This is a genomic window from Betaproteobacteria bacterium (assembly GCA_016709965.1).
Classification (GTDB): domain Bacteria; phylum Pseudomonadota; class Gammaproteobacteria; order Burkholderiales; family Rhodocyclaceae; genus Azonexus; species Azonexus amarohabitans.
On sequence record JADJLT010000001.1, the window covers coordinates 1790052 to 1811019 of the forward strand.

At 60.6% G+C, this 20968-nt stretch carries 25 protein-coding genes and 1 pseudogene; 12 read left to right on the forward strand and 14 right to left on the reverse strand.

Features of this window, described 5'->3' with window-relative positions:
* Nucleotides 1-6: 6 nt before the first annotated feature.
* The 9 genes from ruvB to IPJ12_08855 form a co-directional block, all read right to left on the reverse strand.
* Nucleotides 7-1095: a Holliday junction branch migration DNA helicase RuvB gene (ruvB, locus tag IPJ12_08815; protein ID MBK7647244.1), complete on the reverse strand. Its 1089-nt coding sequence runs from the start codon at nucleotides 1093-1095 to the stop codon at nucleotides 7-9.
* Nucleotides 1092-2147: an AI-2E family transporter gene (locus IPJ12_08820; protein MBK7647245.1), complete on the reverse strand. Its 1056-nt coding sequence runs from the start codon at nucleotides 2145-2147 to the stop codon at nucleotides 1092-1094. Before IPJ12_08820 ends, ruvB begins: the two co-directional genes overlap by 4 nt.
* Nucleotides 2147-2725 (reverse strand): Holliday junction branch migration protein RuvA, encoded by a 579-nt coding sequence (ruvA, locus tag IPJ12_08825; GenBank protein ID MBK7647246.1) that lies wholly within the window; start codon nucleotides 2723-2725, stop codon nucleotides 2147-2149. The genes IPJ12_08820 and ruvA overlap by 1 nt, the downstream gene beginning before the upstream one ends.
* A 49-nt stretch (nucleotides 2726-2774) precedes the next feature.
* The gene (ruvC, locus tag IPJ12_08830; protein ID MBK7647247.1) at nucleotides 2775-3308 is read right to left on the reverse strand and encodes a crossover junction endodeoxyribonuclease RuvC; all 534 of its coding nucleotides are present in this window, start codon (nucleotides 3306-3308) and stop codon (nucleotides 2775-2777) included.
* Entirely contained in the window at nucleotides 3305-4225 is a 921-nt protein-coding gene (locus tag IPJ12_08835; GenBank protein ID MBK7647248.1) for a VTT domain-containing protein, read from the reverse strand. The genes ruvC and IPJ12_08835 overlap by 4 nt, the downstream gene beginning before the upstream one ends.
* Before the next feature lie 80 nt (nucleotides 4226-4305).
* Nucleotides 4306-5157: a DMT family transporter gene (locus IPJ12_08840; protein MBK7647249.1), complete on the reverse strand. Its 852-nt coding sequence runs from the start codon at nucleotides 5155-5157 to the stop codon at nucleotides 4306-4308.
* Between the two features lie 4 nt (nucleotides 5158-5161).
* Nucleotides 5162-5680, reverse strand: coding sequence for a hypothetical protein (locus IPJ12_08845; GenBank protein ID MBK7647250.1), 519 nt, complete (start codon nucleotides 5678-5680; stop codon nucleotides 5162-5164).
* Nucleotides 5681-5727: 47 nt separating this feature from the next.
* Nucleotides 5728-6204 carry a hypothetical protein gene (locus tag IPJ12_08850; GenBank protein MBK7647251.1) on the reverse strand — a complete coding sequence of 159 codons (477 nt, stop codon included), beginning with the start codon at nucleotides 6202-6204 and terminating at the stop codon, nucleotides 5728-5730.
* Between the two features lie 77 nt (nucleotides 6205-6281).
* Nucleotides 6282-7007, reverse strand: a complete 726-nt coding sequence (locus IPJ12_08855; protein ID MBK7647252.1) for a YebC/PmpR family DNA-binding transcriptional regulator — start codon at nucleotides 7005-7007, stop codon at nucleotides 6282-6284.
* Nucleotides 7008-7166: 159 nt separating this feature from the next.
* Here IPJ12_08855 and IPJ12_08860 point away from each other — a divergent pair.
* From IPJ12_08860 to IPJ12_08895, 8 genes and pseudogenes are all read left to right on the forward strand, one after another.
* Nucleotides 7167-8793 (forward strand): annotated as a pseudogene (locus IPJ12_08860) (DUF853 family protein).
* Entirely contained in the window at nucleotides 8780-9301 is a 522-nt protein-coding gene (locus tag IPJ12_08865) for a hypothetical protein (protein MBK7647253.1), read from the forward strand. Before IPJ12_08860 ends, IPJ12_08865 begins: the two are co-directional and overlap by 14 nt.
* Nucleotides 9302-9538: 237 nt before the next feature.
* Nucleotides 9539-9826, forward strand: coding sequence for a BrnT family toxin (locus IPJ12_08870; protein MBK7647254.1), 288 nt, complete (start codon nucleotides 9539-9541; stop codon nucleotides 9824-9826).
* Nucleotides 9823-10047, forward strand: a complete 225-nt coding sequence (locus IPJ12_08875; protein ID MBK7647255.1) for a BrnA antitoxin family protein — start codon at nucleotides 9823-9825, stop codon at nucleotides 10045-10047. The genes IPJ12_08870 and IPJ12_08875 overlap by 4 nt, the downstream gene beginning before the upstream one ends.
* Before the next feature lie 3 nt (nucleotides 10048-10050).
* Nucleotides 10051-10239, forward strand: a complete 189-nt coding sequence (locus tag IPJ12_08880) for a hypothetical protein (GenBank protein ID MBK7647256.1) — start codon at nucleotides 10051-10053, stop codon at nucleotides 10237-10239.
* Between the two features lie 154 nt (nucleotides 10240-10393).
* Nucleotides 10394-10846 carry an SRPBCC family protein gene (locus IPJ12_08885; protein ID MBK7647257.1) on the forward strand — a complete coding sequence of 151 codons (453 nt, stop codon included), beginning with the start codon at nucleotides 10394-10396 and terminating at the stop codon, nucleotides 10844-10846.
* Nucleotides 10847-10855: 9 nt separating this feature from the next.
* Nucleotides 10856-11065 (forward strand): hypothetical protein, encoded by a 210-nt coding sequence (locus tag IPJ12_08890; GenBank protein ID MBK7647258.1) that lies wholly within the window; start codon nucleotides 10856-10858, stop codon nucleotides 11063-11065.
* A gap of 115 nt (nucleotides 11066-11180) precedes the next feature.
* A complete protein-coding gene (locus tag IPJ12_08895) occupies nucleotides 11181-12026 on the forward strand; it encodes an arylamine N-acetyltransferase (GenBank protein MBK7647259.1) in 846 nt (281 codons plus the stop codon).
* Between the two features lie 67 nt (nucleotides 12027-12093).
* On the opposite strand, the gene IPJ12_08900 is transcribed toward IPJ12_08895, so the two are convergent.
* Together IPJ12_08900 and IPJ12_08905 are read right to left on the reverse strand one after the other, a co-directional pair.
* A complete protein-coding gene (locus IPJ12_08900) occupies nucleotides 12094-14469 on the reverse strand; it encodes an EAL domain-containing protein (GenBank protein MBK7647260.1) in 2376 nt (791 codons plus the stop codon).
* A 191-nt stretch (nucleotides 14470-14660) separates the two neighbouring features.
* Nucleotides 14661-14921 carry a hypothetical protein gene (locus IPJ12_08905; protein MBK7647261.1) on the reverse strand — a complete coding sequence of 87 codons (261 nt, stop codon included), beginning with the start codon at nucleotides 14919-14921 and terminating at the stop codon, nucleotides 14661-14663.
* An 84-nt stretch (nucleotides 14922-15005) separates the two neighbouring features.
* Between IPJ12_08905 and IPJ12_08910 the strand changes: the two genes are divergently transcribed.
* Both IPJ12_08910 and IPJ12_08915 read left to right on the forward strand, forming a co-directional pair.
* Nucleotides 15006-15668: a PEP-CTERM sorting domain-containing protein gene (locus IPJ12_08910; GenBank protein MBK7647262.1), complete on the forward strand. Its 663-nt coding sequence runs from the start codon at nucleotides 15006-15008 to the stop codon at nucleotides 15666-15668.
* A gap of 227 nt (nucleotides 15669-15895) precedes the next feature.
* On the forward strand, nucleotides 15896-16816 hold the full coding sequence (locus tag IPJ12_08915; GenBank protein MBK7647263.1) for an alpha/beta hydrolase: 921 nt from the start codon (nucleotides 15896-15898) through the stop codon (nucleotides 16814-16816).
* Between the two features lie 24 nt (nucleotides 16817-16840).
* Here the strand turns inward: IPJ12_08915 and IPJ12_08920 are convergent, their stop codons facing one another.
* The 3 genes from IPJ12_08920 to IPJ12_08930 all read right to left on the reverse strand — a co-directional run bounded on the left by IPJ12_08920 (nucleotide 16841) and on the right by IPJ12_08930 (nucleotide 18595).
* Nucleotides 16841-17215, reverse strand: a complete 375-nt coding sequence (locus tag IPJ12_08920) for a hypothetical protein (protein MBK7647264.1) — start codon at nucleotides 17213-17215, stop codon at nucleotides 16841-16843.
* A 149-nt stretch (nucleotides 17216-17364) separates the two neighbouring features.
* Nucleotides 17365-18264, reverse strand: a complete 900-nt coding sequence (locus IPJ12_08925) for a DMT family transporter (protein MBK7647265.1) — start codon at nucleotides 18262-18264, stop codon at nucleotides 17365-17367.
* 13 nt (nucleotides 18265-18277) lie between these two features.
* Entirely contained in the window at nucleotides 18278-18595 is a 318-nt protein-coding gene (locus IPJ12_08930; protein ID MBK7647266.1) for a chorismate mutase, read from the reverse strand.
* 308 nt (nucleotides 18596-18903) lie between these two features.
* Here IPJ12_08930 and IPJ12_08935 point away from each other — a divergent pair, with 308 nt between their 5' ends.
* Nucleotides 18904-19779, forward strand: a complete 876-nt coding sequence (locus IPJ12_08935; GenBank protein MBK7647267.1) for a LysR family transcriptional regulator — start codon at nucleotides 18904-18906, stop codon at nucleotides 19777-19779.
* Between the two features lie 234 nt (nucleotides 19780-20013).
* Nucleotides 20014-20928, forward strand: coding sequence for a branched-chain amino acid transaminase (locus IPJ12_08940; protein ID MBK7647268.1), 915 nt, complete (start codon nucleotides 20014-20016; stop codon nucleotides 20926-20928).
* The last annotated feature ends 40 nt before the right edge of the window (nucleotides 20929-20968 follow it).

Here is a 20968-nt window from a genome sequence, read left to right on the forward strand (position 1 = left end):
TGCGCCTCACTCCTCCGAAAGCAGATCCCGCACGATCGCGCCGGGCGGTTCGGCAAGGCCAAGGTGACGATAGACGGCCGGCGTCGCGATGCGGCCGCGCAGCGTGCGCTGCAGGTAGCCTTGCTGGATCAGATAGGGCTCAAGCACGTCTTCGATGGTGTCACGCGCTTCACCGATAGCTGCGGCGATGTTATCGACGCCAACCGGGCCGCCACCGAATTTGTCGATAATGGCGGAGAGCAGCTTACGGTCCATGACATCCAGTCCGGCCGGGTCGACGTCAAGCATGTGCAGCGCGGCATCGGCCACTTTTCGGGTGATATTGCCGTCGGCCTTGACCTCGGCATAGTCGCGAACGCGACGCAGCAGGCGGTTGGCGATACGCGGCGTGCCGCGCGAGCGCTTGGCGATTTCGAAGGCGCCCTCCGGATCTATCGGCGCGTTGAGCAGTGCGGCGGAGCGTGCAACGATGCTCTTCAACTCTTCAGCCGTATAGAACTCCAGCCGGGCGACGATACCGAAGCGGTCGCGTAGCGGGTTGGTCAGCATGCCGGCGCGGGTCGTCGCCCCCACCAGCGTAAACGGCGGCAGATCCAGTTTCACCGAGCGCGCCGCCGGACCTTCGCCGATCATGATGTCGATCTGGAAGTCCTCCAGCGCCGGGTAGAGGATTTCCTCAACGACGGGGCTGAGGCGGTGGATTTCATCGATGAACAGCACATCGTGCGGTTCCAGATTGGTCAGAATGGCGGCGAGGTCACCGGCGCGTTCAAGCACCGGGCCGGAGGTCTGACGCAAATTGACGCCCATTTCGGCGGCAACGATATGAGCCAACGTGGTCTTGCCCAGGCCCGGCGGGCCGAATAGCAACACGTGGTCGAGCGATTCCTGACGATTGCGGGCAGCCTGAATGAAAATTTCCAGCTGTTCGCGAATCTTGACCTGACCGGTGTAGTCGGCCAGCCGCTTGGGACGCAGGGCGCGCTCCAGCGCCTCTTCCTGCGCCGATTTCGAATTTGGCGCAATTATCCGGTCGACCGCGGGACCCGCCTTTGTGGCCGTGGCCGCTGGTGTCAGCTTGTCGGTTTCGATCATGAGGGAATCTCCTCGCGCGTCCATCGATCAAACAGCATGTGTCCCAGCGCCAGCAGTACCGGCCCGAGAAAGATGCCGATGAAACCGAACACCAGCACACCACCCAGCACACCGAGGGCAATCAGCAGGATGGAAATACCGGCGCCTCGCGCAATCAGGATTGGTTTTACAAAATTATCGATGCTGCTGATGATCAAAAGCCCATAGAGCACCATGAAAATTGCCCAGCCGGTCTGCCCTTCGTTGTACAGCCAGGCCGCGGCGCCCCCCCAGATCAGCGGCGGTCCGATCGGAATCATCGACAGGAAGAAGGTGGCACAGCCCAGCAGGACAGCCGCCGGCACCCCGGCGATCAGAAATCCGATCATGGCCACAGCCCCCTGGGCAGCGGCCGTGCCGACGATGCCGAGCATGACGCCAACCACGGTGTTGCGAGCCATGTCGAGCATTTCTTCGCCAAGATCACCACCGAGTTTACGCCCGGCGGTATACAAGGCATTGGCAACGGCCTGACCATCGCGGTACAGGAAAAATAGAACAAATAGGACCAGCGCCATCTGCAACAGTCCATTCGCGGCAATGCCACCAAGTGCCAGCAATAGCTGGCGGGCGGGCGCCAGCAACTGTTTGATCAGGCCATTCAGCTCTTCCCGATCACCGGCCAGGCGATGCCAGGTCTCGTCTATATCAGCCCCCACCAGCGGCAATCCACTGAGAAAAGCAGGCGGGTCGGCCGGCATGCCCTGGGCAATGTATTGCCGTGCGAAGGCGATGAAGCTGTCGGCGCCATTGGCCAGCGAGCCGGAAAGGAAAAGCGTCGGCAGCAACATGACCAGCACCAACAACAACGTCATCAAGGAAGCGCCGAGCGAATTGCGCCCACCCAAACGGGGCAGGAGCTTTTCGGAATAAATACGCCAGGTGCACATCCAGATCACGAACGAAAAAAGCACGGCGCCAATAAATGGCAACAAGACCGAAACGCAGCCAACGATCAGCAGCGCAATCAGTGCGATCTGGGCCAGACGCTTGGGATTGTCTTCGCTGAACATCACACCTTGGACAACAGTTTGAGTGCCGCCCGGATGCCATCGGAAGTACCGATATCGGCCGGCAGCTGCTTCATGGCCGATGCGGCTTCCTTCTCGTTGTAGCCGAGGGCGAGCAGGGCATTGGAAATATCCTGCTTACTGTCGTCGACCGCAGCATGCAGCGAAACGCCGGTGGCATCGGCCAGCTTGCCCTTCAACTCTAGCAGCAGGCGCTCTGCGGTCTTTTTGCCGATTCCGGGAATCTTGATCAGCCGGCCCAGTTCCTGTTGCGCCACGGCAGCGGCCAGATCGCCGACCGACAGACCGGACAGTACCGACAGCGCAGTACGGGCACCGATCCCGGATACCTTCAGCAACTGGCGAAAGGCAAAGCGCTCGGCTTCGGTCAGAAAACCGTACAGATAATGCCCATCGTCGCGCACCGCGAAATGCGTCAGCAATTTGGCCTTCTCGCCCGCCGCCGGCAGGTTGTAGAACGTGCTCATCGGCACATCGAGTTCGTAGCCGACGCCATTGACGTCAAGCACGATCTGCGGCGGGTTCTTTTCGGCGAGGATGCCGGTCAATCTTCCGATCATTTCAGGGTGATCTCTTTCTGGAAAAAGCACTGTAATTCTACACAGCTTATCATCCTATCAGTCGCCCGCCACGAACACGATACCCGGCCGTCGCCATCGCTCCCAAACCCTGGCCACCGTGGGCGTGGCAAATGGCGCAGGCGAGGGCATCCGCAGCGTCTGCCGCTGGCGCGCCGGGCAGCTTCAACAGCCGGACAATCATCTCCTGCACCTGCTCCTTGGCTGCCTTGCCGTGCCCGACGACCGCTTGCTTGGTCTGCAGCGCCGTGTATTCGGCCACCGGCAGCGCCGCATGAACCAGTGCGCTGATCGCCGCGCCACGTGCCTGGCCGAGCAGCAAGGTCGATTGCGGATTGACGTTGACGAACACCTTTTCCACCGCCGCCTGATTCGGCTGGTACGTGGCAATGACCTCGCTGATACCGGCGAACAGCGTCTTGATACGCTCAGGCAAGGACTCCTTGTCGTTGGACTTGATGCAGCCACTGGCGACATAAACCAGTTCCTTGCCCTGCAGCTCAATGACGCCAAACCCGGTTACCCGCAGGCCAGGGTCGATACCAAGGATGCGCGGGGTGATCATTGCTTCCCCGCTGCAATCCATGCATCGTAGCCACCGGCCAACGGCCTGACCGATTGATAGCCGTCTTCGCGCAAGCGGCGCGCCGCCTGAATTGCCCCCGCATCTTCCGGACAGGCGCACAACGTGACGATGGGCTGGTGCTTGGGCCAATCGCCCACGGCATCCTGCAGAAAATCATGCTCGGCGACGACGGCGCCCGGGATCGGACCGGTTTCAGCAATCATCGTCGCCCCCCGCAAGTCGAGCAGCAAGGGACGCGATTCGCCATTCATTGCCGTGATCAGTTCGTCGACAGTGATATGGGGAATGCTGCTGAATTTCTTGAAACGGTATTTTTGCCACAGCTTCCAACCGAGCCAAATAGCGAACACCACCAGCACAACCGGTGCGGCCTGCCCGAGGCGTTGCTCCAGAGAACTCATCACCGCCTGAACCGCATCGCGCATCAGCCAGCCGGCGGCAAGCGCCAACCCAGCCCACAGACTCGCGCCAGCGGCGGCCGCCAGCAGAAACCCCGGCAACTGCATGCGCAAGGCGCCGGCAATTGGCGGCGCAACGGTCGAGAAGCCGGGGATGAATTTGGCGATAACCAACGACGAAATGCCCCAGCGCAGGAAGCGCGCTTCGGTCTGGCTGACACATGAAGCCGGATTAAGCGACAGCTTGCACAACCCGGCCAGCACCCGATAGCCAAACGCTCTTCCGGCGGCATACCAGACCCAGTCGGCAATCACCGAGGCCACAATGGCCGCGGCCAGCACCATGCCCAGGCTACCCGGCGTTGCCGCCAGGCTGCCGGCCAGCATCAGCGTCGGCACCGCCGGCAACGGCAGCCCGATCTGCTGCAACAGCACGTTGATGAAGACCACGATGACCGCGTTCTGGCTCAGGCTCTGGTTGATTTGCGAGATTTCGATCACGATGCGTTAAGGAATGGATGTCGACATGAAATAGGTACGCTGCGTAGTCTAGGCTTGGCGGGCACTAGCGTCGTGCCCTATTTTGCCCGCGCGACCACATAAACACCGCTCACGGCGACGACCATACCCAATGCTGCGGTCAACGACAAATTTTCGCCAAAAATGAAAAACGCAATCAGCGCGGTAGTCGGCGGCGTCAGGTAAAACAGGGTGGCGACATTCACCGCGCTGCCGCTGCGGATCAACAGATTCAGCAGCGTGATCGCGCCAAGAGAGAGAACCAGCACCAGCCAGCCCAACGCAAAGATGAACTGGCCGTTCCACTCGATGCGGTAATTCTCAAAGATCGCCACCGCAATCGCCGTCACCAATGCCGTCGGCACGAACTGGATGATCGAGCCGGTGCGCAGGTCGAACTTGGGGCAATAACGCTTCTGGTACAACGTACCGGCCGTGATGCCAAGCAGGGCGACGACCGCTGGAATCAGCATCGGGCCCAAGGCACCATCGCCCAGCTTGCCGGAAACGACCATGCCGACACCGACAAAACCCAGCCCCAGCCCACCCCATTGGCGAGCGCTCACTTTCTCGCCGAGCAGCCAGCCGGCGCCAAAAGCAGTCAACAAGGGCTGCATGCCGACAACCAGCGCCGTCACCCCGGCCGGCAAGCCATGCTTGATGGCGACAAAAACACCACCCAGATAAACCGCATGAACCAGAACGCCGGAAACCCCGATGTGCAGCCAGTCGCGCGCCTTCTCCGGCCACGGAGCACGGGTCACTAGCGCCAGCACCGTCATCAGCGCGATCACCAGGCCATAGCGCGTCAGCAGAAAGGAAAGTGGCTCGGCGTAGGGCAAGCCGAACTTGGCGCCAATGAAGCCGGTGCTCCACAAAAATACGAAGAGAAAAGGGTAGAAGCGTTCCATCGGATCAGGCTGTCCAGTTCGGCACACAGGATTTTTTCACTTCCATCAGGGTTTCGAACAAGGTCCGCGCATCACCGCTGGCCCGGTGGCGACGCAGCTTCAGGCGAGCCTCGACGGCAATGCGAGTGGCGTGCCACAAGGCCTGCTCGCACGCCTTCAGTAAATCACGCATGTCCTTCAGTTCGAACGATGGCACTAGATCGGCCGCCTCGTACATCACGCTCAGCCAGACATAATCGTAGGCCCAGGCATCGCAATAAACCCGCTGCCCGCGCAGGTTACGGTTGAGCTCAAGACAAACCTCAACAGCTGGCTTGCCCTTCGCTTCAAGCAATTCTCGAGCGATGCCATGTACCTTTTCGGCCGAACTGTCCCAATGAGTCCAGCCCGCCTCGGGACGGATCAACGAGCAAAAGGACTGCCCGTCCGGCCGGTAATAACCGATCTCGATCGGGTAACTGCCCTTGCCGAACCCTGACGCTTCGATATCGATAATGACCGGTAGCGACTGATCGCGCCGCAGGTCGCCGCTTACGGGCGATGGCGCGTCATGCCGCAACGCCCCGGATTTCAGTTGCAAGTGGCCCTGCAGGTGGCTGCGTCGGCGGCACACGCCTTTTCATTGTCAATGGCACAGACGGCTTTCGTCCGAAAGGTAAAAACAATGCCATCAGGATAGCCGCAAACCACCTTCGCAAGCTTGCCTTGCTGAGCCAGCTTCATGCTCGTCACGCGCAGCGCCTTGAAGCGGCCGGCCGTCAGATCACAGGCCAGATAGCCGTCGAACTCGCCGTCCTTCGACTCCCAGCGCGCCAGATTTTTCTTCTGGCGATAGTCTTCATAACGAACGCAGGAGTCAGTCTCCCTGGCGTACGCCTTGGCATCGTCGCTGCAAAAGCCGGAATAGGTGTGCCTCAACTCTTCCTCGGTAGGACAGGCATTCACCTGAACCACTGTAGCCAGATCAGGGCACGCAAGGGTCGCCGCGGCCGCTGAAAGACTCAGGGTTGCGGCAAACAAAGCGAGGGCAAGCTGACGGTATTGCACGGCGATTCCTTGGGTAACGACCGCTGTTATTTTGATCAACCGCCCCCCCACGCCAGTGGGGATGGCCTGATGCTGCCTCAGTCTTCGATGACCGCCGTGGTGTAGATTTCCTGCACGTCGTCGAGGTTTTCAAGCGCGTCGAGCAATTTCTGCATGCGCACACCTTCATCGCCGGCAAAGACGTTTTCACCTTCCGGCTTCATCGTCACTTCGCCGAACTCCGGCTTGAAACCGGCAGCTTCCAGCGCATCCTTGACCGCCATGTAGTCGTTCGGCGGGGTCAGGACTTCGATCGAACCGTCGTCATTGCTCGCCACGTCGTCGGCGCCGGCTTCGATGGCAGCATCCATCAGCGCCGCTTCGTCGGTGCCCGGCGCAAAGATCATCTGGCCGCAGTGCTTGAACTGGAAAGCCACGCAACCGTCCGAACCCATGTTGCCGCCGAACTTGGAAAACGCGTGGCGAACTTCGGCCACCGTACGCACCTTGTTGTCGGTCAGGCAGTCGACCATGATCGCCGCGCCGCCGATGCCGTAGCCTTCGTAGCGGATCTCGATGTACTCGACGCCTTCCAGTTCGCCCGTGCCCTTCTTGATCGCGGTATCGATCTTGTCCTTGGGCATATTGACGCCCTTGGCCTTGTCCACCGCCACGCGCAGGCGCGGGTTGAAGTTGATGTCGCCGCCGCCCATCTTGGCGGCAACAGTGATTTCCTTGGCAATCTTGGAGAAGGCGGCACCGCGCTTCTCGTCCTGGCGACCTTTACGGTGCTGGATATTGGCCCACTTGGAATGACCAGCCATGCTGTTTTCCCTGAATGCAAATAACGAAGAAGGCGAGATTTTACCCGCCCGGCGGCTTCTCGTCAGGGCGAAGTAGCACCCAAACTTACGCTATTTAACAAAGCCCTACCCCGGCGTTGCTAGAATGCCGTAATACTTTCCCTGCTGGAGCCTGCCGCCATGTCCGAACCCATGTACCTCGCCAAATCCGAAGATGGTTACCCCGCCCTGCTGCCGCAGATGGCCAACCGCCACGGCCTGATCACCGGCGCCACCGGCACCGGCAAGACCGTGACCCTGCAATCGATGGCCGAACGCCTCTCCTTTGCTGGCGTTCCGGTCTTCATGGCGGACGTCAAAGGCGACCTTTCCGGCATGGGTGCGGCCGGCGTCATCACGCCGAAGCTGGAAGCCCGCCTCAAGGACCTCGGCCTCGAAGGCTTTGCCCCCTACGCCAACCCGGTCGCCTTCTGGGACGTCTTCGGCCAGAGCGGCGTGCCGGTCCGCGCCACCATTTCCGACATGGGCCCGCTGCTCCTCTCCCGCCTGCTCAATCTCAATGACACGCAAGGCGGTGTCCTGCAGCTGATCTTCAAGGTCGCCGACGACAAGGGGCTGTTGCTCCTCGACCTCAAGGACCTGCGCGCCATGGTCCAGTACATCGGCGACAACGCCAAGGAATTCACCACCGAATACGGCAACGTCGCCTCGGCCTCCATCGGCGCCATCCAGCGCGGCCTGCTGACGCTCGAACAACAAGGCGGCGACCAGTTCTTCGGCGAACCGATGCTCGACATCAACGACCTCATGAAGGTCGATGAAAACGGCCGCGGCATCATCAACGTCTTCGCCGCCGACAAGCTGATCAACTCACCCGCCCTCTACTCCACCTTCCTGCTCTGGATGCTGGCCGAATTGTTCGAGCAACTGCCGGAAGCCGGTGACCTCGACAAACCCAAGCTCGTCTTCTTCTTCGACGAAGCCCACCTGCTCTTCACCGACGCACCGCAGGCGCTCACCGACAAGGTTGAGCAGGTTGTCCGCCTGATCCGCTCCAAGGGCGTTGGCGTCTTCTTCGTCACGCAGAACCCGCTGGATGTGCCGGAAAAAATCCTCGGCCAGTTGGGCAACCGCGTCCAGCACGCCCTGCGCGCCTTCACCCCGCGCGACCAGAAAGCCGTGCAAGCCGCCGCGCAAACCATGCGCGCCAACCCCAAATTCGACGCCGCCAGCGTCATCACCGAACTCGGCGTCGGTGAAGCGCTCGTCTCCTTCCTCGATGAAAAAGGCCGCCCCAACATCGTCGAGCGCAGCATGATCTTCCCACCCGCCTCGCGCTTCGGCCCGCTGACGACGGAAGAGCGCCAGGCCGTCATCAACGCCTCACCCATGCTCGCCGCCTATGGCACGACCATCGACCGCGAATCCGCCTACGAAATCCTGCGCGGCAAACCCGCCGCCACCCAAGCCGCCCCCGGCGCCATCCCCGCGCCGCCGGCCGGCCGGCAACAGCAACCTCAATGACAGCGACTGGGGCAACAGCGCCAACCAGCAGCCGCAACCGCGCTACCAACCCGCCCCGCAAGCCCGCCAGCCCGAACCCGCGCCGCAAGCCTCCGGCGGCATCTTCGGCACCATCGGTGACCTGCTCGGCGGCACCACCGGCCCACGTGGCGGCCACCGCGAAGGCGTGCTGGAAAGTGCAGCCAAGAGCGCTGCCCGCGGCATGGCAGGCACCGTCGGCCGGGCCGTCGGACAGCAGATTCTGCGCGGGGTGCTTGGGTCGATTCTGGGTGGACGGCGCTGAGTGCTGGTCTGACCCCGTTTTACGCCTGGCTTTTGCAACCAAGAACTGGAAAGCGATGCGAGCGAGGGTAAAAGCAGCTACTGACCCCGAATATGATGCCTTCAAGCATTTTATGTCATGGGCTTGCGATAACGATGAATTCTTGGGCAAGAGTGATCCTCAAAGTCACCCCATGTATATTCTTGCAAAATTCGAAGGCACGGTCCCGCGTGCAATGCTAAAGCAGGGCCTGCGAGAGGCCATTTACGACTCTCTAGAGCGCTTTTCTCGTTGGACAGGTGAGCGAGTAAAGGCCGCGGACGCCGAGTTGAAAGCGCTCGGCAGTCCGACACTTACCGAGATGCGAATGCTGTTCGCCAAGGATCTGCGCCGCCTCGAAAAGAGAGGGAGGCTTCAGACCGAAGAGGAGTGCTTTCTCGTACGAAATGCGCTGGAAATGCCGATGATCCAAGCCAATCCAGTGCGCGCCCGAAAGCTAATGGAAATGCTTGCAGACTACGGAGTGTGAAATTGGGAGGAGCCAAAGGGGTCAGACCCCAAGGGACATCATAGCCTTCCGATTTTTGAGGCTTACTGAATAATTATGAATCAATTGCGTTGCGCAAACCTCTATGAGAGGAGGAACAATAGGGGACAGACCACGGTTTTCAGCCAATTCGTTCAAGAAACCGTAGTCGGTTCCCTCTTGCTCCTGGTCCCGTTGGCGCCAAGTTGACACATGCCATCCCAACCATACAATGTATGCATGATTACGTTTGATTGGGACGCAGCCAAGGCGTCGGCCAATGTCAGAAAACACGGCGTTTCCTTCGAGGAGGCGCAGTCGATTTTCTATGATGAATTTGCCGTTCAGTTCTTTGATGAGGAGCACTCCGCTGAAGAGGAGCGCTTTCTCTTGCTGGGTATGAGTACCGGCGCGCGGCTTCTACTTGTGTGCCATTGTGAACGGGAGTCCGGCAGCGTTATCCGAATCATTTCTGCGCGTAAAGCCACCAAGCGCGAGAGCGCGTTTTATGGAGGTGAGACACCATGAAAACCGAATACGATCTTTCCAAAATGAAGTCGCGTAAGAATCCTTACGCTTCGAAATTAAAGAAGTCGGTCACGATGCGGCTCTCCGAAGACGTCGTGGCTTATTTCAAAAGTATGGCTTTGGAAGCGGGTGTGCCGTACCAGAGCCTTATCAATCTTTACTTGCGGGACTGCGTGACCCAACGCCGCCAAGTGCAGATTGCGTGGCCGAAAGCGCCTTGATGAATGAAAGGAACTTCTCCGTCCTCATCGTTACCTGGCGCACTCGGTTCGGCGCCTGAAGTTACTCACGTTTCCAGTCATGGCTTCTGGTTGCTGATAGCCGATGAAGAGCCGAATCTGGATATCGATCTTTCGCTGGCGTCTATTCGCCAACCGGATGCCTTCCCGCTGATGTCCAAAACAGTGCGATAACCCCCCAGTCACCGAGCCTCAAGGAGTCGGCAGGCATTGAATTCCGGAAACGCATGACCAAGCCGATTGGACTGATACTATTTTTCCTGTCGATTCCCCACCACCTCATCCGTCGTACCGTAGAGGGCCTTCCTCTACTTCCTGGGAGCTGATCATGCCGGCCAATACCGTTCAACTGCACCGCGTTCTTCGTACCTCACCCGAGCGCATTTATCGCGCTTTTCTGGATGCGGATGCGATGGCCAAATGGCTCCCGCCTTATGGTTTTACCTGCAAGGTGCTGCACATGGATGCGCGGGTGGGCGGGACTTTCCGGATGACTTTTACCAATTTCTCGACCGGCAACGGCCATTCGTTTGGTGGTGAATATCGCGAGCTGGTGCCAAATGAGCGGATTGCCTACAGCGACAGGTTTGACGACCCCAATCTGCCGGGTGAAATGGTGACGACGGTGACTTTGCGGGCGGTGGTTTGCGGTACGGAGCTGAGTATTGAGCAGGCCGGCATTCCCGAGATGATTCCGGTCGAGATGTGCTATCTCGGCTGGCAGGAGTCACTGGCGCAACTGGCGAATCTGGTTGAGCCGGTCATCCCGGATAATGGCTGAGTCGCGGTGATGCAGTGGATCGGCCCCGGCATTGCAGCATTGCTTTTTGCCCTGCTCGTTCAGGGCTGCACGACGGAGGCGTGGTACGAGGGCGTCAAGCGTTCCGGGGAGAGCCGCTGCCGCAGTGAGTCACCGACCGACACCCAGTGCTGCATGGAGCGCTTGAACCGGAAGTCGTATCAAGAATACGAGCAGGAACGCAGCGGCTCGGAACGTTAGGGCGGGAATCCCCTCAAATGGCCAGCCGTGCAATTTTCGATTTTGGCCCTTTTTTCGGGTTGACCGTGGCAAGCCCCAAAACCGCAAGTGTTTGCCTTCCCGAGCGAGCCTGAACATGACGACCACGCCTTTTCCCGCCGACCGCTATCTCACCCGACTCGGCCTGTCGCAATGGCCAGCCTCGACGCCAGAAGGACTGGCCGAACTGGTGTGCGCGCAGTCCCGGGCGATTTGTTTCGAGAATCTGGATACGCTGAGCGGCACGGCAGTCGACGTCAGTCTCGCAGCTATCGTCGACAAGCTCCTCGTCCGACGGCGGGGTGGTTACTGCTTTGAACTGAACGGGCTGCTGGGCGCGGCGCTGCAGGCGGCCGGCTTTACCGCCCGGCGCCGGCTGGCCCGGGTGTCCTTCCGCCGGCCGGGACCGGGGCCGCGCACGCATTTGTTGTGGCTGGTCGAACTCGATGGCGAGACCTGGCTGGCCGATGCCGGCTTTGGCGGCCCGGGCACCGTCGCCCCAATCCGCTTCGTGCCGGGCGTCGTCACCATTCAGGCCGGTGCCCGCTTCCGGCTGCTCGACGAAGGCGAACACGGCCTGCATTTGCAACGCTGGATCGACGGCGACTGGGTGGACGTTTATCTGGTTGATCCCGGTCCGGTGAGGGATGTCGATATCGTGATGGGCAACCATTTCACCGCTACTTGGCCGACCTCGCCCTTTCGCCATATTTTCATGTGCTACGCCCGTTGCGACGACTGCTTCTGGGGCATCCAGGGCAATCGTCTGGTTCGGCGCAACGCCAACTTTGAGGCGGTTGAACAACGCGAGATAGGTGATGCCGATGTACTGCACGCCGAATTGAAAGCCCTGTTCAAACTCGAGCTGCCGGTGGCGGTCGTTCACGCCTCCTGGCAACGCGTGCAGATGAATGCCTTGCCACCCCCCGCCTCATCGGCTTGATGCAGTCTGCTTTGCGATTTTGGCGCTTTTTTCCGGTTGACCGTGGTGAGGCGCAAATAGCCTTGATTCAGGCCTTGTGCCGCTCGCGCACGAACTCGACAAAGGCGGCTGCCTCGATCGGTCGCGAAAACAGGAAGCCCTGATAGTTGTCGCAGCCCCTGGCTTTCAGGAAAGCGATCTGCGCTTCGGTTTCGACACCTTCGGCGACGGTGCGCAGCGCGAGCTTCTGGGCAAGCGTGATGATGGCATCGACCAGTACGTCTTCGCTGGCGTCACTCTTGATGTCGCCGACAAAGCTGCGGTCGATCTTCAGGGTGCTGACCGGGAAGCGCTTGAGCTGGCTGAGCGAGGAATAGCCGGTACCAAAATCATCGATGCTCAGTTGCACGCCAAGCGCTGTCAGGCGATGCATGGTTTCCAAGGCTTTGTCGACCTGATCCATGATCGAGCTTTCGGTGATTTCCAGTTGCAGCAGCGAGGCCGGGCACTGACTGGCGCGTAATGCCTGTATCACCGATTCATCGAGAGAATGCGCCTGAAACTGTCGGGCGGAAAGATTGACCGCCACCGGAATATCGCCCAGCCCGAGGTCCTGCCAGGCACGTGCCTGAGCGCAGGCCTGGCGCAGCACCCAGTCGCCAATCGGGACGATCAGCCCGGTTTCTTCGGCCAGCGGAATGAAACTGGCCGGCGATACCAGCCCACGCTGCGGGTCTTCCCAGCGCAGCAGGGCTTCAGCGGACGAGACCCGGCCGCTGCCGGCATCAATGATCGGCTGGTAGTGCACCCGGAACTCACCGTGTTCCAGCGCGCGGCGCAGCCCGGCTTCGACCTGCAGGCGCTCGTCCATGACCTGTTTCATTTCTGCGGAGAAGAAGGCCAGCGCATTGCCGCCCTGATCCTTGGCGCGATACATCGCCGTGTCGGCGTATTGCAGCAATTCGTCGGCGGTTTGACCATCGCGCGGGTACACGGCAATGCCAAGGCTGGTGCTGACTGAAAGCATCTGCAGGCCAACCTCGACCGGCTCGACGAGGGCGGCGAGGATTTTCTGGGCGACCGGCACAATATCGGTCACATCGGCCATGTCGGCGAGCACCACGACAAATTCGTCACCGCCCAGCCGGGCCACGGTGTCGTCTTCGCGAATGCACTGGCTCAGGCGCCTCGCCACTTCGACCAGCAAAATGTCGCCCTGGCTGTGGCCGAGGCTGTCGTTCACCGTCTTGAAGCGGTCGAGGTCGAGCATCAGCACGCTGGCCACCCGGTTAGCACGGCGTGCGTGGCTCAGTACCTGATCCAGCCGCTCGGTGAGCAAATGGCGATTGGCGAGACCGGTCAGCGGATCGATGCGGGCCTGGCGTTCCAGTGCCCTGGTGTTGTGCTCGATGTCCCGACGCTGCTGCGCCAGCGAGTGCGCCATACGATCCAGCGCCTGCATCACCTGGCCCAATTCGCCCCGCGGGTAGTCCGCCCCGAGTGGCAGGGGGTCTTCGCCGGCATCCATCCGGGAAATGGCCTCCATCAGCCGCGCCGCCTGGCGCCGTACGGCAAATTCGCCGAGCACGGCTGCCGCCAGGAAAATCAGGATGGCGAGGGTCACCAGGCCAAACAGTGCACGCTTGAATTGCCGGTCGACTCGTTCGTTCAACTCGGACTCCGGCACGCTGAGCGCCAGTTGCAGCCCCGTATCCAGCGAACGGGGCAAGGATGCTTTTGTCCATATTCTGGCCTGCTCGCCATCTTCCAGCGTGACGCTGCCGGTGGACGGGCCGCCGAGCATGAAGCGGCGCTGATCGTCAGTCACCGCAAGGCTGCTGGCGCCCGGCGCCGCATTGTCCATGATGATCGATGCATCACGATTCCAGATCTGAAAATGCATGCGCGCATAGGGCAGGGACTGGATGACGGCATGGCCATAGGCGCTCAGGTCCAGCGAGGCCAGGATGATGAAGCGCAGGCCGCCATCGGCATCGCGTACCGGATAAGCGATTTGCAGCACACCTTTGCCGCTCAGGCGGCCGATCACCGGTTCAACCACCGTGCCTTTGGCCGTCAGTGCCTGCTGAAAATAGGCGCGATCGGTCAGCTTGAGAACGCGACCGGAGCGCAGCGAGTCGCAAAACAGCGTGCCATCGAGCTTGATGGTGAGCAAGCCGGTGTATTGCGGGTGCTCCTTCAGGACATCGGCCAGAAAACTGGAGCAGGCCGCCTTGTCGTCACCCCTGACGATGGGTACATGCGCGAGGCCGAACAGCAGTTGCGTCGTACCGGCGATTTTGTCATCCAGATCGCCGGCGATGATTTCGCCGCGCAGGTCGAGTTGATTGCGCGCTTCGAGCACGGTGGTGCTGCGGTTCTCCAAAAGGATGCCGAGCATTGCCAGCACCGGCAGCACCGTGGCAACGAGGACCAGCAACAAGATGCGCGCACGCAAACTCACCGGGCAGCACCGGCAGGGCGGCAAGCGCGCGTTGGCTCAATCGACATTCAGCCCCCGGAACCATGCGCCGGAATCACTGCCGCATGATCGTTTCAATATATGCCTCATCAGCACCATGTCTCCGACATTTATCATTAGCGCCTGGACAGCTTTTTCATCGTTGAGCCTGGCTGCCAGGCCGGCTGAATTCATTAATAGTGATACAACTGCAACAAATCATAACTTAAAACAAACAGGCCGGCCGCAAGCTGCGCCATGCCGCCGCCATTTTCATTTTCAGGTGTTTTTTCGGGTTGACCGCGGTACCGAACAAACGGCCGGGGATGCACGCTCGCTTGGACAGCAGCGCTGCGGTCAACCGGAAAAAATGGGCGAAATTGAAATATATCGGCTGACGGGATTCCTCTCGTTTTTCGCTGATTCAATGCCGGACACGAAAATACCAAAGTCATTTCACGAAAAATTTAATCGGCATATACTGCGACACCACACGCTGCTCCTTTCGATTAAACCTTCTGCTATTCGGGTCCGACACCATGTCCATTTTTCGCCGTTTTTCTGCACTTCAATCGCTCAAAGTCGTCGCTGTCGGCTTGCTGGTCACCTGCGCCGGGCAGGCTGGCGCGGCGACCTTGCAAATCGCACCCGGCCAAAGCCAGGTGACTTATACCCCGGGCAGCGGATTTCCCATTTGCGCTTTCGACGGGAACGGCAATCTAAGCTGCTCGGGAGCTGGTGCGCCCCAGACTGAAAGTCTGTCCGGTCAGATCGACCTCAATGTCGTCCACGAGCATTGGGAGATTCGCGGGAACGTGGTCGATCGTGACCTGATTTACCTGACGACCAACAATTTTTCGGCCGGGACATTGTCGAGTGTCTTCCCACTGTCCGGCGCGGTGGGTCTCCTGAATGGAAACACTTTCCAGGTACGCGACGACCCTTGTTTTCTGTCAGTTGATACGCAGTGCAGTTCCTCCGGTTATGCGTATGGCAGCTGGGGTGCGGACGGCACCTGGGATGGCAAAAGCCTGGTCTGGACCGGTTGGTCCAATGAACGCTTCGGCGACAGTCTGAGCTATACGATCAATGCACAGGCCCTTGCGTCGGTCTCTTCCGTCCCCGAGCCCTCCGCCGCGATCCTCTTCAGTCTGGGCCTGCTGACGATCGTCTTGCGCAAACATCGTGGGAGCAAGGCCTAAGCGCATCGTGTGGTGCAAAGGAATTCAGGCATGCGGCGTGGGCTGGCTTTTTTGTCGGCTCAGGCCACTAAAGCGGGCTCGACAATTTCTTGTCCGCACTTTCGATGTATCTTGGACGACAAACACCGCCGTTGAATAAAAATGCATCCGGCGGCCGGAAAATTCCGTAATAGGTCTTGTGGGCAGCTTGCCCATGCCGAACAGGAGCGCTCGTGCTTGCATCGAAAATCCGCATTTTCCAGCGCCATTGGCTGACTTTTTGTACGGTCTTGCTGGCCGGCTGTTCGGGAACGACACTGATCAACGCGGTCACGCCAGCCGACAGTTATACCTTGCGTGGCGGCCTGAGCTACGGACCACTCCCGCGGCAGGAAGCCGATTTGTACATCCCCAAGGGCGAGGCACCTGCCGGCGGCTATCCGCTGGTGGTGTTTTTTTATGGCGGCACCTGGAACAGTGGCGACCGGGCCGATTACCGCTTCGTTGGCGAAGCGATGGCGGCGCGTGGCGTGATGACACTGGTGGCTGACTATCAACTGTACCCCACCGTCAGTTATCCGGAATTCCTGCGTGATGGCGCGCTGGCCATTCGCATGGCCTTTGCTCAGGCACCGGCGTGGGGGGCCGATCCAGATCGAATTTTCTTGCTCGGTCACAGCGCCGGTGCCTACAACGCGGCGATGCTGGCACTCGACACGCGCTGGCTGGGCGAGTTGCAGCTCTCGCCGGACCGCCTGGCCGGCTGGGGTGGTCTGGCTGGCCCTTACGATTTCCTGCCCGTCGTCAATCCGGAAGCCAGGCCGGTGTTTCACTTCCCCGACACACCCACCGACTCACAACCAATCAATCATGTTAATGGCCGGCAAGCGCCAGCTTTTCTCGCGGTGGCCCGCGACGACGAGCTGGTTAACCCGCAGCGCAATACCGGGCATCTGGCCGACCGCTTAAGGGCCTTCGGCACGCCGGTCACGCAGGTCAGCTACGACCGCGTTTCACATCTGACCTTGATCGGCGCGTTTGCCCGCCCCTTGCGTTTTCTCGCGCCGGTACTCGACGATTTTGTCCGTTTCCTGGAACAGACCGGACCCCGTTCGACGCAACGCGCAGCAGTGCCGACACCAGCACCGCGCCTTGGCCGGGAAGGCTAGTGGCCTTCCCGCTGGCTGCCGAATTTACTTGGCGGTGATCGTGGCTTCTTCAATCAATATCGGGTACAGGTAGCCGCTGCCAAAATCGCGGTTCAACACGGCAATGCCGGAGATGCTGATCTTGTCGCCGACCTTGGCGGTCTGCTTGCTGGTGAAGGCCAGATCATTGTTGCTGGCGTCACCGCTGCCATCCTGAATGTGCAGGAAATTACGCCCCATGATGCCGTTGTTGACCTTGACTACCGTGCCCGCGGTTTTGACCGTCTTGCCACCCAGCGAAGCTTTGTTCTGATTGATTGAGGCGATGGTCGCCGGGCTTTCGTCGGCGCTGGCCACGTTGAATCCTGTCAGGCCGATGCTGGCGAAAAGCGCGACGATGGCGATGGATCGGATGTTCATGAAAACTCCTGTGCTAGGGAAATGGTATGGGTTCGCCCAAGTGCTGACTGCGAGCAGCATTCTGCGGGCGCCATCATAGAACAGTTCAGGGCAAGGCCCTGAACTGCACTTTTCGGTTTTGCCCGTTTTTCCCGGTTGACCGTGACGGTCTACTCTGCGGCCGGCCGGGTGGGTCGCAGCAGTCCGGCCAGCATCTCCCATTGGTGCACGGAGAGCCCGAGCAGGATCAAGGCGGTGCCCAACCACAGACGCAAGCCAATAATTTCACCGTTCAGCCAATGCCCGAGCAGCAGCGCGATGACCGGCGTGATCAGCGTAATCAAGGCCACTTTCGAGGTGTCGAGATGCTTGATCACGTAGTAGTACAGCGCGAAACCGATCACCGAGCCGAAGACGCCGAGGTAGACGATGGCGGCGCCTGAACGCGGCGGGATCATGGCCGGAATCTGGCCGTCCGTCAGGTACCAGACCAGCCCGAAGAAGGGTAGCGACACCGTCAGCGTGCCGACCGTGGTGGCCAAGGGCGGACTGTCGTCACCGATGTGCTTGAGCCAGACGAGGCAACCGGAATAGATAAACACTGCGACAACCAGCGCGATCAGCCCGGCCAGTACATGTTCATGGCCCAGACTGTCGCCATGGATGAAGATCGTAGCCAGCCCGGCGGCACCAAGCAGCATGCCGGCCAGCTTCAGGCGCGTCAGTGAGCGCTCACCCAGAAAGAGCGCGGCAAGGATGCCGGCGGCCAGCGGCGACAGCCCGAAGAGCACGGAAATCAGGCCGGAATGAACAAAGCGTGCCGCCCAGTAAGTGAGCGCCATGGCGATGAACAGGCCAAGGCCGCCGACCAGATAGGCGCGGCGCGCCCGGTCGTGCAGCGGAAATCGGATGCGCCAGACGATGATGATCAGGGCGGCGACCACAGCGCCGATCAACATGCGGGCAAAGACGGCGAGGGCAAAACTGGTGCCCTGGGTGCTCCACTGAATGGCCAGTGGCGTGGTGGACCAAATGAGGATGATGCCAAGATAGGCGACGGGGATGGACACAGCTTTCTCCAGTTCAATTCGGTTGCGGCGAGGGTGGATGCAGGGCGGCCTGGGTGAGGCGCTCGGCGTCGATGAAGGCGGCGATCATGGCGCGCCAGGTGGCATCGACTACAGCGGCATCGGCCCCGGCTTCAATCGCCAGTGCATTGACCTTCGCCAGCACCTGCGCCACGCGCTGCGGCGCCGGCACCTCTTCAGCCGATTTTTTGAAACCCGCCGCCTGACGAACGTAGGCGCCACGTGCGGCGATCAACGCAACCAGCTCGCGATCCAGCAGGTCGATATGGTGGCGAACTTCCGCCAGCGAAGTACATTGGGCAATACGGGTCATGGCACTTCCTTTCGATGAGGGATAAAAACGAGAGGCAAACAAAAAGGCCGCGGGTTTCAAATCCGCGGCCTTTGCTGAAATCTGGAGAGAAAATCGACTACGTCACCCCGGCCCCGGACGAACAGCAACGCGCCACGCACGCAGAATTCGGCAGCATGGGACTTGCAGGGAAAACAGGGATGGTTCGAAGTTCATCGGACCATTTTGACGGCATGTTGTGCGCTGCGTCAATAGCGCCGAAACAACGAGCTGGCCGGAATCGGGCAGAATACCCTGCACAGACCCAACGACTTCGTCCGCCCGCCGCCATGCACGACCTCCCTCCGCTCCACTCGCTCCCCGCCTTCGAAGCTGCGGCCCGGCTCGGCAGCTTTCAAGCGGCAGCCGAGGCACTGCACCTGACGCCGTCGGCGATCAGCCATCGTATTCGGCAGCTTGAAGAACACCTTGGGCAGGCGGTGTTCGAGCGGCGCCACCGTGCCATCGTGCTGACCGCCGCCGGGCGCCGCTATCTGACCGTGGTGCGCGATGCGCTTTTGCGATTGGACGAGGCCAGCGCTGTGTTGCGCGCCCCACAGCGCGAACGGCTGCGTATTTCGGTGGCACCGGCGCTCGGCAGCAAGTGGCTGGTGTCACGCGTCGCCGAGTACCAAGAGACGCATCCAGCCATCGAATTCACCCTCGGCACGGCGACTGGCCTTGGCCCGCTTTTGAATGGTGAGGCCGACATCGGGCTGCGCTATGGTGAGGAAGAATGGCCCGGCCTGCTCGCCTGGAAACTGTTCGAGGAACGGGTCTTTCCGGTGTGCTGTCCCGGGCTGGCCGCCAGCCTGAACAGGCCGACTGATCTCGACCAGATTCGCCTGTTGCGCCATCCGCTGCTGTCATGGCAACGCTGGTTCGCAGCAGCGGGAATCCGGCATCCTGAGCCGGCCATCGGCCCGAATTACGGCGATGCCCTGCTCATGCTCGAAGCTGCTGTCGCCGGCCATGGCGTCGCCTTGATGGCAGGCACGCTCGCCGCACCCTATCTGGCCGAAGGCCGGTTGATTCGGCCATTCCCTCAAGACTGTGCGGACCGCAGCTTCTACATCGTCGCACCACCGGCTGTCCAGGAAAAGCCGGCGATCATGGCTTTCATTCGCTGGTTGCTACGGTCAACCCGAAAAAACGGCCAAAACTGAAATATTGCATTGCCTGAACTGTGGTCGTGGGCGAAGATCGCATGAATTAAATTAATGTGACGGCAATTCAAATCATTTGAGCGAGGCCGAAAATCGGCCCATTCTTGCCTCATCCCCAAGCGCAGCAAACAGCCCGCCTACCCGGCAGCGGCCCAGACGAAACCCACCGCGCCACCCTCACGCGGCTCCCGCCGGCAAACACCGGTTCGAACTCCATCATTGAGGAAATCCACCATGCAAGACCACGACGGCTTTATCTGGCTCGATGGCCAGTGGCTACCCTGGCGCGAGGCCAAAGTGCACGTGCTGACCCATACCCTGCATTACGGCTACGGCTGTTTCGAGGGCATCCGCGCTTATGAAGCGGCTAGCGGGCCGGCTATTTTCCGGCTGGCCGAACACTTACGCCGACTGGAAGATTCGGCCCACATTCTCGCCATCGACCTGCCTTTCGACCGTGAAACACTGGCCACCGCCTGCCGCGAGGCGGTGACGCGCAACGGCTTGCGCAGCGCCTACATCCGGCCGCTGGTCTTTCTCGGCGCCGAAAAACTGGGCGTCGATCCGGCTGGGGCTGCGTCGCACATCATGGTTGCCGCCTGGCCGTGGGGCGCTTATCTGGGCGGCAAGGCAATTGAGGCGGGCATCCGCGTCCGCGTGTCGTCCTACGCCCGGCATCACCCGAACGTCCAGATGTGTCGCGCCAAGGCCATTTCAACCTATTCCAACTCCATCCTCGCCGTGCGCGAGGCGCGCCGCGACGGCTACGACGAGGCCTTGCTGCTCGACACCGATGGCTACGTTTCCGAAGGTTCCAGCGAAAACCTGTTCATCGTCCGCGATGGTGAATTGCTGCAACCGGACAGTGCCTCGGCGCTCGACGGCATCACCCGCCGCACGGTTTGTACGCTGGCGGCAGAGGCCGGTTTGATCGTACGCAGCAAGCGCATCACCCGCGACGAGGTCTATTGCGCCGATGAGGTTTTCCTGACCGGCACGGCAGCCGAGATCACGCCCGTCGTCGAGGTCGATGCCCGGCGCATTGGCAGCGGCAAACCCGGGCCGGTGACCCAGGCGCTACAGGCCGCGTATTTCGCCTGCGTGCAAGGCAGATCAGCAAGCCACGATGACTGGCTGACGATGGCCTGAACATCCGTCAATGGCGCATCGAGCTGTGCTGTTTTGCATC

Excerpts from the sequence above, each read along its gene's own strand:
- ruvB (MBK7647244.1), bottom strand. The coding sequence starts at position 1,095 with ATGATCGAAACCGACAAGCTGACACCAGCGGCCACGGCCACAAAGGCG.
- IPJ12_08820 (MBK7647245.1), bottom strand. The coding sequence starts at position 2,147 with ATGTTCAGCGAAGACAATCCCAAGCGTCTGGCCCAGATCGCACTGATT.
- ruvA (MBK7647246.1), bottom strand. The coding sequence starts at position 2,725 with ATGATCGGAAGATTGACCGGCATCCTCGCCGAAAAGAACCCGCCGCAG.
- ruvC (MBK7647247.1), bottom strand. The coding sequence starts at position 3,308 with ATGATCACCCCGCGCATCCTTGGTATCGACCCTGGCCTGCGGGTAACC.
- IPJ12_08840 (MBK7647249.1), bottom strand. The coding sequence starts at position 5,157 with ATGGAACGCTTCTACCCTTTTCTCTTCGTATTTTTGTGGAGCACCGGC.
- IPJ12_08855 (MBK7647252.1), bottom strand. The coding sequence starts at position 7,007 with ATGGCTGGTCATTCCAAGTGGGCCAATATCCAGCACCGTAAAGGTCGC.
- IPJ12_08870 (MBK7647254.1), top strand. The coding sequence starts at position 9,539 with ATGATTACGTTTGATTGGGACGCAGCCAAGGCGTCGGCCAATGTCAGA.
- IPJ12_08875 (MBK7647255.1), top strand. The coding sequence starts at position 9,823 with ATGAAAACCGAATACGATCTTTCCAAAATGAAGTCGCGTAAGAATCCT.
- IPJ12_08880 (MBK7647256.1), top strand. The coding sequence starts at position 10,051 with ATGAAAGGAACTTCTCCGTCCTCATCGTTACCTGGCGCACTCGGTTCG.
- IPJ12_08885 (MBK7647257.1), top strand. The coding sequence starts at position 10,394 with ATGCCGGCCAATACCGTTCAACTGCACCGCGTTCTTCGTACCTCACCC.
- IPJ12_08890 (MBK7647258.1), top strand. The coding sequence starts at position 10,856 with ATGCAGTGGATCGGCCCCGGCATTGCAGCATTGCTTTTTGCCCTGCTC.
- IPJ12_08895 (MBK7647259.1), top strand. The coding sequence starts at position 11,181 with ATGACGACCACGCCTTTTCCCGCCGACCGCTATCTCACCCGACTCGGC.
- IPJ12_08905 (MBK7647261.1), bottom strand. The coding sequence starts at position 14,921 with ATGACTTTGGTATTTTCGTGTCCGGCATTGAATCAGCGAAAAACGAGA.
- IPJ12_08910 (MBK7647262.1), top strand. The coding sequence starts at position 15,006 with ATGTCCATTTTTCGCCGTTTTTCTGCACTTCAATCGCTCAAAGTCGTC.
- IPJ12_08920 (MBK7647264.1), bottom strand. The coding sequence starts at position 17,215 with ATGAACATCCGATCCATCGCCATCGTCGCGCTTTTCGCCAGCATCGGC.
- IPJ12_08930 (MBK7647266.1), bottom strand. The coding sequence starts at position 18,595 with ATGACCCGTATTGCCCAATGTACTTCGCTGGCGGAAGTTCGCCACCAT.
- IPJ12_08935 (MBK7647267.1), top strand. The coding sequence starts at position 18,904 with ATGCACGACCTCCCTCCGCTCCACTCGCTCCCCGCCTTCGAAGCTGCG.
- IPJ12_08940 (MBK7647268.1), top strand. The coding sequence starts at position 20,014 with ATGCAAGACCACGACGGCTTTATCTGGCTCGATGGCCAGTGGCTACCC.